The organism is Mesorhizobium sp. M0296 (genome assembly GCF_040321675.1).
In the GTDB taxonomy this organism is placed as follows: domain Bacteria; phylum Pseudomonadota; class Alphaproteobacteria; order Rhizobiales; family Rhizobiaceae; genus Mesorhizobium.
The window spans coordinates 152,202-164,453 of sequence record NZ_JAMYRZ010000009.1; the positions used below are offsets into that span (position 1 = coordinate 152,202).

Annotated in this window: 14 protein-coding genes; 8 read left to right on the plus strand and 6 right to left on the minus strand. The window is 64.4% G+C overall.

The features are described 5' to 3' along the window. Window positions 1–192 precede the first annotated feature (192 nt). Window positions 193–366: a hypothetical protein gene (locus tag NKI97_RS11735; RefSeq protein ID WP_352449921.1), complete on the plus strand. Its 174-nt coding sequence runs from the start codon at window positions 193–195 to the stop codon at window positions 364–366. Here the strand turns inward: NKI97_RS11735 and NKI97_RS11745 are convergent. The 3 genes from NKI97_RS11745 to NKI97_RS11755 form a co-directional block, all read right to left on the minus strand. Beyond that, the gene (locus NKI97_RS11745) at window positions 363–1,400 is read right to left on the minus strand and encodes a glycine--tRNA ligase subunit alpha (RefSeq protein WP_502904478.1); all 1,038 of its coding nucleotides are present in this window, start codon (window positions 1,398–1,400) and stop codon (window positions 363–365) included. The genes NKI97_RS11735 and NKI97_RS11745 overlap by 4 nt on opposite strands. An 88-nt stretch (window positions 1,401–1,488) precedes the next feature. Beyond that, a complete protein-coding gene (locus NKI97_RS11750; RefSeq protein WP_352449961.1) occupies window positions 1,489–3,264 on the minus strand; it encodes a tetratricopeptide repeat protein in 1,776 nt (591 codons plus the stop codon). Between the two features lie 210 nt (window positions 3,265–3,474). After that, window positions 3,475–4,080 (minus strand): TetR/AcrR family transcriptional regulator, encoded by a 606-nt coding sequence (locus NKI97_RS11755; protein ID WP_352449922.1) that lies wholly within the window; start codon window positions 4,078–4,080, stop codon window positions 3,475–3,477. Between the two features lie 104 nt (window positions 4,081–4,184). Here NKI97_RS11755 and NKI97_RS11760 point away from each other — a divergent pair, with 104 nt between their 5' ends. Beyond that, window positions 4,185–5,618 carry an MFS transporter gene (locus NKI97_RS11760; protein WP_352834179.1) on the plus strand — a complete coding sequence of 478 codons (1,434 nt, stop codon included), beginning with the start codon at window positions 4,185–4,187 and terminating at the stop codon, window positions 5,616–5,618. A gap of 26 nt (window positions 5,619–5,644) precedes the next feature. On the opposite strand, the gene NKI97_RS11765 is transcribed toward NKI97_RS11760, so the two are convergent. After that, window positions 5,645–6,661 carry a polyprenyl synthetase family protein gene (locus tag NKI97_RS11765; RefSeq protein ID WP_352449924.1) on the minus strand — a complete coding sequence of 339 codons (1,017 nt, stop codon included), beginning with the start codon at window positions 6,659–6,661 and terminating at the stop codon, window positions 5,645–5,647. Between the two features lie 160 nt (window positions 6,662–6,821). On the opposite strand from NKI97_RS11765, the gene NKI97_RS11770 reads away from it, so the two are divergent. The 6 genes from NKI97_RS11770 to moaB all read left to right on the plus strand — a co-directional run bounded on the left by NKI97_RS11770 (window position 6,822) and on the right by moaB (window position 10,516). Next, the gene (locus tag NKI97_RS11770; RefSeq protein WP_023674082.1) at window positions 6,822–7,046 is read left to right on the plus strand and encodes a putative signal transducing protein; all 225 of its coding nucleotides are present in this window, start codon (window positions 6,822–6,824) and stop codon (window positions 7,044–7,046) included. Continuing rightward, entirely contained in the window at window positions 7,046–7,846 is an 801-nt protein-coding gene (locus NKI97_RS11775; RefSeq protein WP_352449925.1) for a tRNA1(Val) (adenine(37)-N6)-methyltransferase, read from the plus strand. Before NKI97_RS11770 ends, NKI97_RS11775 begins: the two co-directional genes overlap by 1 nt. Window positions 7,847–7,933: 87 nt before the next feature. Beyond that, a complete protein-coding gene (locus tag NKI97_RS11780) occupies window positions 7,934–8,791 on the plus strand; it encodes a S49 family peptidase (RefSeq protein WP_031211037.1) in 858 nt (285 codons plus the stop codon). Window positions 8,792–8,872: 81 nt separating this feature from the next. After that, window positions 8,873–9,058: a membrane protein gene (locus NKI97_RS11785; protein ID WP_023674078.1), complete on the plus strand. Its 186-nt coding sequence runs from the start codon at window positions 8,873–8,875 to the stop codon at window positions 9,056–9,058. Window positions 9,059–9,084: 26 nt separating this feature from the next. Next, window positions 9,085–9,987 (plus strand): 4-(cytidine 5'-diphospho)-2-C-methyl-D-erythritol kinase, encoded by a 903-nt coding sequence (locus NKI97_RS11790; RefSeq protein ID WP_352449962.1) that lies wholly within the window; start codon window positions 9,085–9,087, stop codon window positions 9,985–9,987. Then, complete coding sequence (moaB, locus tag NKI97_RS11795) at window positions 9,974–10,516, plus strand: molybdenum cofactor biosynthesis protein B (RefSeq protein WP_352489568.1); 543 nt, start codon at window positions 9,974–9,976, stop codon at window positions 10,514–10,516. The genes NKI97_RS11790 and moaB overlap by 14 nt, the downstream gene beginning before the upstream one ends. A 33-nt stretch (window positions 10,517–10,549) precedes the next feature. Here the strand turns inward: moaB and NKI97_RS11800 are convergent, their stop codons facing one another. Continuing rightward, window positions 10,550–11,524, minus strand: a complete 975-nt coding sequence (locus NKI97_RS11800) for a phytanoyl-CoA dioxygenase family protein (protein ID WP_352449928.1) — start codon at window positions 11,522–11,524, stop codon at window positions 10,550–10,552. A gap of 188 nt (window positions 11,525–11,712) precedes the next feature. Then, window positions 11,713–12,216: a glycosyltransferase gene (locus tag NKI97_RS11805; RefSeq protein ID WP_292664385.1), complete on the minus strand. Its 504-nt coding sequence runs from the start codon at window positions 12,214–12,216 to the stop codon at window positions 11,713–11,715. Window positions 12,217–12,252: the final 36 nt, after the last annotated feature.

A 12,252-nucleotide genomic window follows, 5' to 3' on the forward strand; every position in this document is an offset into this window, starting at 1 on the left:
GGTCGGCTGCTGTCACCCTTCCCAGCAAGATCGGGCCAGCACGATCAAGGCGTCCAACGGCGATTTCCGAAAAAATTCAGCCGCCTGTCGGACACGGACCGATCCGCCCGTCCTTGGATCAAAGATTTCCATGAACCGAACGCAGCGCTGAAGCGACCAACGCTCAGGCAGAGAGCTATTGGCTGAACGACCATGAAAACGGCATCGACATTCCTGCAGATCCTCGCGCTCAGCGCCTGTTTCGCGGCGCAGGCTCATGGCACGTTCTCGATGCCCGGCGTCAGGCAAGCGCTGCGGACAATGGCCGGCTCCAGCGGCCAGGGTGCGTTACCAATCAGCACTCCTGCCGAATTCGCCTTGAGCTAGGCCGCCAGCCCGCCCGCCTGCGTCAGCAGAAACGCCTCGCCGCAGGCTTTGGCCAGATTGCGCACCCGCAAAATATAACTCTGGCGCTCGGTGACCGAAATCACGCCGCGTGCGTCGAGCAGATTGAAGACGTGGCTGGCCTTGATGCACTGGTCGTAGGCTGGGAACACGAGGCGGTGGTATCCCTCCCCCTTGAGGGGACCAGACAAGGTCCGGCCGGGAGGGGTCGCTCGTGCAGTGCTCGACGCCTGACCTGCGGTGCCTTCTGATGCGACCCCCTCTGCCCGCTTCGCGGGCGTCTCCCCCTCAAGGGGGAAGATGGGCGCGCCGGCTTGTAGCAACGCCTTGCACTCGGCTTCGGCGTCTTCGAAATGGCGCAGCAACATCGCGGTGTTGGCAAATTCGAAATTATGGCGCGAATATTCCTGCTCGGCCTGCAGGAAGACGTCGCCATAGGTCACCTTGTCGGCGCCTTCACGGCCGTTGAAGTTGAGGTCGTAGACATTATCGACGCCCTGCACATACATGGCCAGCCGTTCCAGCCCGTAAGTGAGCTCGCCCGCCACCGGGGCGCATTCGATGCCGCAGACCTGCTGGAAATAGGTGAACTGCGACACCTCCATGCCGTCGCACCAGCACTCCCAGCCCAGCCCCCAGGCGCCCAGCGTCGGGCTTTCCCAGTCGTCCTCGACGAAGCGGATGTCATGCAGCAGGGGATCGATGCCAATCGCGGCCAGCGAGCCGAGATAAAGCTCCTGCAGATTGGGCGGATTGGGCTTCAGGATCACCTGGTATTGATAATAGTGCTGCAGCCGGTTCGGGTTCTCGCCATAGCGGCCGTCCTTGGGGCGGCGCGAGGGCTGGACATAAGCCGCGTTCCAGCGTTTTGGACCGAGCGCGCGCAATGTCGTTGCCGGATGGAAGGTGCCGGCGCCGACTTCCATGTCGTAAGGCTGGAGGACGACGCAGCCATAGTCCGCCCAGTAATTATGCAAAGTCAGGATCAGCCCCTGGAACGAGCGGCTGGGATGCATATGGGCAGGGATATGAACGGTCACGGCGGCCTCCGGCGGGATGCGGCACCTCGTAGAGTGCCGCTCCGCGACCGTCAAGGCGATGGAGTCACCCCTTGGGCGCCGGCGCCGGCACGGGCTTTACGTTCGGGGTTTCCTGCGCCGTGTTGGATTCGATCGGCGGCAGGCCCTTCATCAGCTTTTGCTGCAAGGCGGCAAGCACGTCCGGGTCCGGCTTCAGGTCGCGGGCCTGGTTCCACTGGAAGGTGGCTTCCAGCTTGCGGCCGACGCGCCAGTAGACGTCGCCGAGGTGATCGTTGAGCACCGGATCCTCCGGCTTCAACGAAACGGCGCGTTCCATTTCGCGCACCGCATCGTCGAACTGGCCAAGGCGGTAATAGGCCCAGCCCAGCGAATCGACGATGTAGCCGTCGCTCGGCCTCAGGTCGACGGCCTTCTGGATCATCGCGAGGCCTTCCTTGAGGTTCATGTTCTTGTCGACCCAGGAATAGCCGAGATAGTTCAGAACCTGCGGCTGGTCGGGGTAGAGCTCCAGCGCCTTGCGGAAATTCGGCTCGGCCTTCGGCCATTCCTTCAGTCGCTCATAGGCGATGCCGCGCTGGTAGAAAATGTTCCAGTTGGCGGCAGTCGGCGTCTTCAGCACCTCGACCGCCTTGTCGTAAAGATTGGCGGCGGAGCGGAAATCCTCCTTCGAGGAATAGACGCCGCCGAGCGCCAGATAGGCGCGCATGTCGTCTGGATGCGCATCGACGATGGCCTTGAGGTGAGTGATCGCCTCGTCGTTGCGGTCGAGATCGGCAAGGTTGAGGCCAAGCTGCAGGTCCGAAAGCTCCTTCAGCGGCGAGCCAGCGGGAATGCGGCGATAGAGCGCGATGGCGCCCTCGCCATCTTTCAACTGCTCGGCAACGGCGGCAAGCTGAACGAGCGCCGCGTCGTTGTCGGGCCGCAGCGCCAGGGCATATTGCAGATAAAGCCGCACGAACGGCTCGCCGCCGCCGCGGTTGAGCGCGGTGGCGAGATCGAGCAGGATTTCCGAGGCGCCGTCCGACGGACCGGCAACGAAGGGCTCGATCTTTTCGCCCTTGTTGATCTTGTCGCGAAGGGCCGCAATCTCGACCTTGCCCGGGGCGAACGCCTCGGCCTTGTCGAGCACCGACAGCGCCTTGGCCTTGTCGCCTTTGCGGGCGAGGAAAGAGGCGTAGGCCTGCGCGTTGCGCATCCATGTTTCGGGGGCCGCACCGCCTGCCGCCGTGTCCTGCACGGTGGCGGTGTAGAGCGCATCCGCCCTGTCGGGCAGGCCGGAGGCGTCGGCAATCAAGGCGCGGTGGAAGGACTTGAACAAGCTGAACCAGTCGGGGCCCTGCAGCTTGTCGATGGAAGCCATGGCCTCGCCGGCGTCACCCGCACCCTGCTTGGCCCAGCCGGTCATGACGCCGGAGATCAGCCGGTCGAGATCGGATTCGAGCGACAGCTTGAGCCAGTATTCGGCTTTGGAGAAATCCTTCTTGTGGAAGGAATCGATGGCCAGCGCCAGGCGCGAGAAGCGCTCGACGTCGGGAACCGCCTTGAGCTTGTCAGCATAGACCAGGGATTCGTCGAAGCGCCCCTGCGCGATCAGCGACAGCATCAGGCTTTGCTGCAGTCCCGTATCGTTCGGATCGAACGCAAGCGCCTGCTTGTAATAGGAGATGGCGCTGTCGAGGTCGTTGTCGCCATCGGCGATCCTGGCGGCAAGATAGGCCCCCGAGAAGGATGTGATCCTGACCGGCTCGGCGGTCTGTTTGGCATGCGCCGGCAAAGCCGAGATCGCCATGCCCGTCGCGATTGCCAGCCCCGTCAGCCAGCGCGCATATCCTTGCCGCATCATATCCCTTTCAGCCAAACGCCATCTCCGCGCCAGCGGGATCGCCGTAGACTCGATCTTTACAGGTAAAGCATGGCCTTTTTGGGGTCGTGCTTCAACCCGGCCCGAATTCACAATCGGGTCAAGCAATTAATAAACCATGCCGAAAGAGGTCGCACGACCGCATTGCGACAATTCGGCAATGGGAAACCGGCGTCACGGCCCCGAACCTCAGGGTGCTTGCGAAAGGCTTGCGTCGAGCGCCTGCATGGCGACGGTGACAAGATCGTGCAGCCGCTTTTTCGGCACGCCGTCGCGTGCCTGCACCGAAAGGCCGTGCATCAGCGTGGCGTAATAGTCACCCAGCGTCTCGGCATCGGTCTCCGGCTTCAATTCGCCATCGCGCACGGCTTTTTTCAATCGCTCGACGATCGACGCGGTACGCGCCAGCCGATGCTCCGCCAGCCATTGCAGCACGGCGTCATTTTCGACGGCGCAATTGGTCGCGGCCGTCACCACCATGCAGCCCTGCGGCCGCCCCGGCCTCGTATAGATTTCGACGGCGTCGCGAAGCATGCGCTCGATGACGCGCCGGACATTTGGTTCTTCCTGCAGCGCGCGTGTGGCAAAGCCGCCCTCATTGGCCTCGTAAAGCGCCACCGCTTCGCGAAACAGGTCCTCCTTCGAGCCGAAGGCGGCATAGATGCGCGCCGATGCGAGGCCAAGCGCCGATACGAGATCGGCCATCGAAGTGCCCTCGTAGCCGCGCCTCCAGAAAGCGTCGCGGGCTTTCTCCAGCGCCTGGTCGCGGTCGAATTGCCTTGGCCTGCCTGCCATGGCGGTCTCCAATTTTTGTCGATCAACAAATAATCCGCTTGACTTCGGATTGCAAATTTCAATTCTTTGTCGATCATTAAATAATTGTCGACAAGGAGTCCGGCATGAGTTCACTGGATCAAGGCGCGCCGCTCGGGGCGATAACGCAGGGAGCAAGCAGGGCGAAACATGGCGCAACGCTGGCGCTCCTCGCCTTCGCGCAGCTCATCATCTCGCTCGACCTCAACATCGTCTTCGTGGCGTTGCCGAAGATCGGCGCCGGCCTCGGATTTTCAGGCCAGACCCTGCAGTGGGTGGTCAGCGCCTACACCGTGTTCACCGGCGGCTTCCTGCTGTTCGGCGGCCGGGCCGCCGACCTGATCGGCCAGCGCCGCGTTTTCATCTTCGCGCTCTGGCTCTACGCGCTCTCATCTCTGGTCGGCGGCCTCGCCTGGTCGCCGGAAATCATCATCGCGGCCCGCGCCGTACAAGGCATCGGCGCCGCGTTCCTGTTTCCGGCGACGCTGTCGCTGATCAACCGCCTGTTCGCCGAAGGGCCGGAACGCAACCGGGCGCTCGCCGTCTGGGGCGGCGCGGGCGCCAGCGGCCTGACGCTCGGTTCGCTTGCCGGCGGGTTTCTGACCAGCGCCTTCGGCTGGCCGTCGGTCTTCTACGTCAACGTGCTGCTGGCCGGGATCGCCATCATCGCGGCTTTCGCCATCATCCCGCGCGATCGCAAGTGGCACGAGCAACGCAGCTTCGATCTGCCGGGCGCACTGACCGTCACCGCCGGCGCGACGCTGCTTGTCTTCACCCTGGTTCAGGGGCCCGAATATGGCTGGGGATCGATCGCAATCATTGTCAGCGCGGCACTGGCGGCATTCTTCCTGATCGCCTTCACCGTGATCGAGGCCAACAGCGCCGACCCGCTGATGCCGCTGCGCCTGTTCCACAACCGCAGCCTTGTCGCCGGCATGACGATAACCTTCCTCTACATGGCCACTTTCGGCGCGCTGCCCTACTTCCTCACCGTGCTGCTGCAGAACGTGCACGGCTTCACTGCCTTGCAGACGGGCCTCGCCTTTCTCGTGCCGTCGGTCGCCATCGCCACCGGTACGCAAGCCGGCGAGCGTCTGGCAACGCGCTTTTCGACGCGCAGCACCCTGGTCGGCGGCATGATCGTCGGCGCGGTCGGCACAGCATTGATGGTATCAGGCGCGACTGCCGACAGCAGCTATCTGTCCCTCGTACCCGGCCTGATCGTCTCCGGCGTCGGACAAGGCATCGTCTGGACCGCAATGTGGATTGCCGCCGCTTCCGGCGTTGCCCATGACCAGCAAGGCGTCGCCTCGGGGATGGCTTCGACGACGCTCAATGTCGGCAACGCCATCGGCATGGCCGTGCTGATTGCGATTGCCAACAGCCAAATCGGCGAATTGTCCGGCAATGCGTTGAAAATTGCCGTCGCCGACGGCATCCAGGTCGCCTTCTGGCTCGCGGCGGCGGGCATCGTCGTTAGCCTGCTGGCAGCAATGGTTCTTCCGGCAAAGGCTCGATGAGAACAAGCGCGGGGCGCCGATGCCTCTCAATTCACCCGGCTGATGCAGAAATCGATGACGCCGATCAGCGCCGATTTCTGCGGCGTCGCCTCGAGCGGCGCCAGCGCGTCGCGGGCGATCTCGCCGAAATGGCGGGCGCGCCCGATGGTGTCGGCAATTGCGCCGTGGCGGAGCATCAGGCCGATGGCCTTCTCCAGCCCGGCATCGTCGGCGGCATTGTCCTCGATGGCGCGTTTCCAGAAGCTGCGCTCGGCCTTGGTGCCGCGCCGATAGGCGAGGATCACCGGCAGCGTGACCTTGCCCTCGCGAAAATCGTCGCCGACATTCTTGCCGAGATCCTTGCTGGTGCCGCCGTAATCCAGCGCGTCATCGATCAGCTGGAAGGCAAGGCCGAGATTCATGCCGTAGGAGCGGAGTGCTGCGCGATCATTGCGCGTCGCCTGAGCGATGACGGGGCCGACCTCGGCGGCGGCCGAAAACAGGGCCGCGGTCTTGGCCTTGATCACCGCGAAATGCTCATCCTCGGTGGTCTCGAGGTTTTTTGCGGCAGCGAGCTGCATCACCTCGCCTTCGGCGATGACCGAGGCCGCGCTCGACAGGATATCGAGCGCTTCCAGCGAGCCGACATCGACCATCATGCGAAAGGCTTGGCCGAGCAGGAAATCGCCGACCAGAACACTGGCCTGGTTGCCCCAGATCATGCGTGCCGTCTTCTTGCCGCGCCGCATGCCGCTTTCATCGACAACATCGTCGTGGAGAAGTGTCGCGGTATGCATGAATTCGACCGATGTGGCGAGCTTGACATGGCCGTCGCCGGAATAGCCGAACATCTGGGCCGCGGCGAGCGTCAGCATCGGCCGCAGCCGTTTGCCGCCCGACGAGATCAGATGGTTGGCTATCTCCGGAATCATCTCGACATCGGAGCCGGCCTTCGACAGGATCAATTTGTTGACGCGCCCCATGTCGGCCGCGGTCAGGTCGATGAGGTCCTTTATCGAGGCGGCTTCGCGCTTCCCGTTTTCAATGTTGAGAACGACACCCACGGCAAAACTCCCAACCTCGATATGCACGACGGCAACATGGTCCCTGGACAGACTCTAGGGTGTCACCCACCGGCGCGGCAAGAGGCGAATTGGCGCGCCGGCTCTGGTACATGATCACGCCTACGTTTACATCAACGCCGCAAACTGCGAGTTTCATCCGATGATAGAGCTCATCCGCACCAACGACGCCGTCATCATTTCGTTTGTCGAATCGCTGATGCGCGATGCCGGCATCGGCTGTTTCGTCGCCGACCAGAACATGAGCGTGCTCGACGGCTCGATCGGCATCCTGCCCCGCCGTGTCATGGTGGACGCCGACAAGGCCGATGCGGCGCGGCGCATCCTGACGGATGCAGGCATCGCCAACGAGATCCGCCAAAAATAATGTCCGCGTCGCCCGCTGCCCTTGTCCCGGACATGCCGGCTCATACGGTCGACGCCTTCCATCGCGGTCGCTTCTGGCTGGTGCAGCCGAGAAAGGCGGGCCACCGCGCCGGCATGGATGCGATGATGCTGGCGGCTGCCGTGCCGTCCTCGTTCGCCGGGCGGCTTGCTGACTTTGGCGCGGGTGCCGGTGCCGCCGGCCTGGCGGTACTGTCGCGCTGCCCCGCTGCAGAGGCCGTGCTTGTCGAGCGTTCCCCGGAAATGGCGGCCTTCGCCACCACCACGCTTGCCCATCCCGGCAATGCGCATCTCAGCGACCGCGCCTCGGTGCTCGTCGCCGATGTCGCGCTGTCGGGCCGGGCGCGAACGGCCGCCGGCCTCGAGGACAACAGCTTCGATTTCGTCATCATGAACCCGCCGTTCAATGCCGCCGAGGATCGCGCGACGCCCGATCCGCTGAGAAAGGCCGCGCATGTCTCTGCGGATGGGCTGTTCGACAGCTGGATCCGCAGCGCGGCCGCGGTGGTCAGGCCGGGCGGCGGGCTGGCCGTCATCGCCAGGCCGGAACAGCTCGGCGCCATCCTCGATGCCATTGCCGGCCGCTTCGGCGACGCCGAGATGCTGGCCGTCCACCCTCGCCCCGAAGCGGCGGCGATCCGCATCGTCGTCCGGGCAGCACTCGGCGCACGCGGCAAACTGTCGATCCAGCCACCGCTTATGCTGCATGCCTATTCAGGCAATGGCCCTTCGGAGCGGGCAGAGCTGATCAATAACGGGCTGGCGTCGCTGTTCGGAGACTGATCCATTCTGATTGCCGGGGTGACGGCATTGCCGTTGGCCGGCGAATTCCTACATGCCTCAAGCAAATCGACCGGAGACCGCCCCCTCGTGAAACGCCTTTTCAACCGCCTGCTGCCGAAATCCTGGCGCTCCGCCGTCGTCACCATTCCGGTCATCCGGCTGCACGGCACGATCATGCCCGGCGGCGGCCAGTTCCGGCCGAGCCTGTCGCTCGCTTCCACCGCCGGCCTTCTCGAAAAGCTGTTTTCCTTCGACGCGCCGGCGGTCGCCATCTCGATCAATTCGCCAGGTGGTTCACCGGTGCAGTCGCGGCTGATCTTCAGGCGCATCCGCGACCTGGCGAGCGAGAAGAACAAGAAAGTCCTGGTTTTCGTCGAGGACGTGGCGGCATCGGGCGGCTACATGATCGCGGTCGCCGGCGACGAGATCTTTGCCGACCCGTCCTCCATCGTCGGCTCGATCGGCGTGGTGTCGGCCTCGTTCGGCTTTCCAGAGCTGTTGAAGAAGATCGGCGTCGAGCGCCGCGTCCACACCGCCGGCCAGAACAAGGCGGTGCTCGACCCGTTCAAGCCGGAAAAGAAGGAAGACGTCGAGCGCCTGAAGGCGCTGCAGCTCGAGGTCCACGAGACCTTCATCGATCTCGTCAAGGACAGGCGCGGCAGCAAGCTCAAGGACGATCCAGACCTGTTCACCGGACTTTTCTGGACGGCCAAGAAGGGTCTCGAACTCGGGCTGGTCGATGCGCTCGGCGACATGCGCAGCGTGCTGAAGAGCCGTTTCGGGCCGAAAACCCAGCTCAAGCTGATCACCGCGCCGCGCGGCCTGTTCGGCCGCTTCGGCCTGTTCGGCTCGAGCTTTTCGGCGCCCGATATTGCCGCCGCCGCTGCAAGCGGCGTCATCGATGCGGCGGAAGAGCGCGCGCTGTGGGCGCGCTTCGGGCTTTGAAAAGCCGGTGAAAGCGTCTAGCATAAATCATCAACCGACCCGACCGGCCGCCTTGCCGGCCTTGCGAGGGAGGAGTTTGACATGCCGCAGATCATTTTCTTCGCCGTCGTCGGCATTGCCGCCTATTTCGGCTACCGCTCCTTCGTCAGGGAAGCCGAGCGTGTGACCGCCAAGGTGCGGCGTACCGAAAAGCAGGCCGCCAACGGTACAATGGGAACATTGGTCAAGGACCCGAAGACCGGCGAATACCGTCTGGCCAAGGATTGACCGTCGTCCCCCTCGCGGCCGAGCCAGTGAACGCCGAGGCCAGCATCCGGGCGTCGCATGCGCACGCCAAGATAAATCTCGCGCTGCACGTCACTGGCCAGCGCGCCGACGGTTATCACACGATCGAAAGCCTGGCTGTGTTCACGCGCTTCGGCGACCGCATCGAAACGGAACTTGCCGACAGCGATGGGTTTTCCGTGTCCGGCAAATACGCCTCCGCAGCGCCCGCCGACGACAATAATCTGGTGGTGAGAGCGCGCGATGCACTGCGGCGCGAGGCCGGTCCCCAGCACGCATCGGCTGTCGCCATCAGGCTCGAAAAGAACCTGCCGGTCGCGTCCGGTGTCGGCGGCGGGTCGAGCGATGCGGCGGCTGTGCTGCGCGCCCTGGTCCAGACCTGGGGACTTGATGTCGGCGATGCCGAACTGGCGCGGATCGGCCTGTCGCTCGGCGCCGACGTGCCGATGTGCCTCGCAGCCAAGCCGCTGATAGCCCGCGGCATCGGTGACGAGCTGACGCTCGTGCCGGGTTTCCCGGCGCTGGGTCTGGTGCTCGTCAATCCCGGCACTGCCGTCTCGACGGCCGACGTGTTCGAGGCGCTTGGCCGCCGCGACAATGCGGGGCTGCCGCCGCTGCCGCGCATTGTCGACTTCCACAGCATCCGCAACTGGCTGGAGATCACCCGCAACGACCTCGAGCCTGCGGCGCGCGCAATCCAGCCCGCGATCGGCAAGGCGCTTTCCGTGCTCAACAAGGCCGGAGCCGGTTTTGCCAGGATGTCCGGTTCAGGCGCCACCTGCTTCGGGCTGTTCGAGACCGGCAATGTGGCCAAGCGCGCGGCCGTCGATATCCGCGGCCGCCATCCCGACTGGTTTGTCGCGGCGACGCGAAGCGTGACATCGGAGGCTGATGCCCATGGCCAGGATTGACGAGAGCCGCCCCTTCGTTCCCGTGCGCATCGCGGTACTGACCGTTTCCGATACGCGCAGCCTCGCCGACGACAAATCCGGGCAGACGCTGGCCGACCGCATTGCCGAGGCCGGCCATGTCCTGGCCGCCCGCGACATCGTCACCGACGACCGCGACAAGATCCGCGACAAGGTCCTGGGTTGGTCAAGGGACGAAGCGATTGATGTCGTCATCACCACCGGCGGCACCGGCTTTACCGGCCGCGACGTGACGCCGGAAGCGCTGGAGCCGATCTTCGAAAAGCGCATGGACGGCTTTTCCGAAGTGTTCCACCGCATCTCCTACGACAAGATCGGCACTTCGACGATCCAGAGCCGGGCAACCGGCGGCGTCGTCAACGCCACCTTCGTTTTCGTGCTGCCGGGCTCGCCCGGCGCCTGCAAGGACGCCTGGGACGGCATCTTGAAGCCGCAGCTCGACTATCGGCACATGCCCTGCAACTTCGTCGAGATCATGCCGCGGCTGGACGAGCATTTGCGGCGCGGCTGAGACGAACCGAGGTATCAGCCAAGCGACCTCGGTTTAGCGAATGACCGGCTCGCCGTGAAAACGCCGGCGCGACGGCGGCGACACGCCGAAGCCAACCTCCATCATCAGCCGCGGCGTGCGCGTCGGCACGGTGCCCATATGGAAGCCGAACGGATCCTCGACAAAGCCGAGGCCGGCCGGCCCGGTCAGCGTGACCGGGCTCTGCTCGCCGTAGACGCCCAGCACCTCTTCCGCCGAATGGCCGACCAGCAGCGTCAGCTGATGCTTCAGGATGCGGCGGTTATGGGAGCCGCGGACATAGACATGCGGCCCAGTGTCGGCGTCGACCGGCACCAGGTAGAAAAAGAACTTCAGCATGCGCCAGTCGTCGAGGTCGAAATGGTATTTGCCGAGCGAGGCCATGTTCTTGTCGGCGTCCGAGACGCCACCGGTCGGAAAGCTCCACCAGACGCGGGTCGTGATCAGCTTGGCCTGGCTGCCGAGATAGTGCGCTGCGATATCGAGAAGCAGCGGATCGCGCTGCACGGCGACCGCAGCGTTGCAGTCGAGGACCCGTTCGAAATAGTGACCGCTGAGCAGCGGGCGGCCGAAATGCTTTTCGGCATCGGCGTGTTTTTCGGGCAGGAATTCCAGCCGGCGGTCGAAATTGCCGAAGCATGGCGTGCGCTCGGCGAAGCGGGCGATCTCCTCATGGATGGCGGCCGGCAGCATCAGGCCCGAATAGAGCCCCTCGGTGCGCAGCGCGCCGACGACGGCATCGCGGTCGACGCCGGCGAACATCGTTTCACCGACATTGCGCGCCGGCGGAACGGGCTTTGCACCGCGCCAGTGCAGCCGCCGCGCCGGCATGGTGCGGGCCAGCATGAACATCGGCAGCCATGCCGGATTCTCGCGAAGGTCGGAAAGATAGGTCGGGATGCGGGCGGCGATGCGGCGCAGCGTGCCGCCGTTTCGTGCGATCGCCTCGAGGCTTGCAGCGCCGGACTTGTCAGGGCTTGAAAGGGTCATCGGGGTCCTCAAAATGTCGATGGAACAGCATCGACGTTAGTCGTCGCCGCTCCGGCACACCCCAAACCCTATTCGCCCATATCGCCGGGAATGGTAACCCCCGGCCAGATTTTGTGCAATGCACAATAAACGACGACCCGCCAGAAAATGTGCTTGGGCGGAGTTCCCATAACCGGGACGGTAAGCTGTCACTTCCGCGGCGCGACCCAGATCTCGGCGTGGAGCCTCCTGGTCGCCAGGCCGCGGGCGATCGCTTCGGCGCTGCGGGCATTCTTCGACAGCGCGGCGGCCTGACGCTTGCTGATCACCAGGCCTTCGGCGAGAGCGCGATTTCCGGCAAAGACGCGCGACAGGAACGGCGCGCGGCTGCCGCGTGCCCGCGAGAACCGCGCCGCCATGGTTTGCCTCGCCGTATGGGCGACGACCTCGTCGATCCAGCCCTCTCCCAGCCGCGCTCCCGGTTCGAGCAAAAGCAGCCAGTCGCCCTTGGCCTGCCTGATGCCGGCGGCGATGCCGCCGCTGACATAGTGGCAGCCGGCATGTTCGGCGACGCGGTGCGTCTGATCGGTCGAGCCGGTGTCGCAGACGAGAACGTCGCGCACCACGCCTTCGACCGCGCCGCCGATCAGCGAGGCGAGCGTGCGGGCAAGGCCCTCCTCGTCATTCAGGGTTTCGATCAGGACGCTGAGCATGTTTAGCCGAATAGCGGAAAGCGGTGGGCAGCGCCA

Excerpts from the sequence above, each read along its gene's own strand:
- NKI97_RS11745 (WP_502904478.1), bottom strand. The coding sequence starts at position 1,400 with ATGCATCCCAGCCGCTCGTTCCAGGGGCTGATCCTGACTTTGCATAAT.
- moaB (WP_352489568.1), top strand. The coding sequence starts at position 9,974 with ATGGCCAGGATTGACGAGAGCCGCCCCTTCGTTCCCGTGCGCATCGCG.
- NKI97_RS11735 (WP_352449921.1), top strand. The coding sequence starts at position 193 with ATGAAAACGGCATCGACATTCCTGCAGATCCTCGCGCTCAGCGCCTGT.
- NKI97_RS11770 (WP_023674082.1), top strand. The coding sequence starts at position 6,822 with ATGATAGAGCTCATCCGCACCAACGACGCCGTCATCATTTCGTTTGTC.
- NKI97_RS11800 (WP_352449928.1), bottom strand. The coding sequence starts at position 11,524 with ATGACCCTTTCAAGCCCTGACAAGTCCGGCGCTGCAAGCCTCGAGGCG.
- NKI97_RS11775 (WP_352449925.1), top strand. The coding sequence starts at position 7,046 with ATGTCCGCGTCGCCCGCTGCCCTTGTCCCGGACATGCCGGCTCATACG.
- NKI97_RS11755 (WP_352449922.1), bottom strand. The coding sequence starts at position 4,080 with ATGGCAGGCAGGCCAAGGCAATTCGACCGCGACCAGGCGCTGGAGAAA.
- NKI97_RS11805 (WP_292664385.1), bottom strand. The coding sequence starts at position 12,216 with ATGCTCAGCGTCCTGATCGAAACCCTGAATGACGAGGAGGGCCTTGCC.
- NKI97_RS11760 (WP_352834179.1), top strand. The coding sequence starts at position 4,185 with ATGAGTTCACTGGATCAAGGCGCGCCGCTCGGGGCGATAACGCAGGGA.
- NKI97_RS11785 (WP_023674078.1), top strand. The coding sequence starts at position 8,873 with ATGCCGCAGATCATTTTCTTCGCCGTCGTCGGCATTGCCGCCTATTTC.
- NKI97_RS11750 (WP_352449961.1), bottom strand. The coding sequence starts at position 3,264 with ATGCGGCAAGGATATGCGCGCTGGCTGACGGGGCTGGCAATCGCGACG.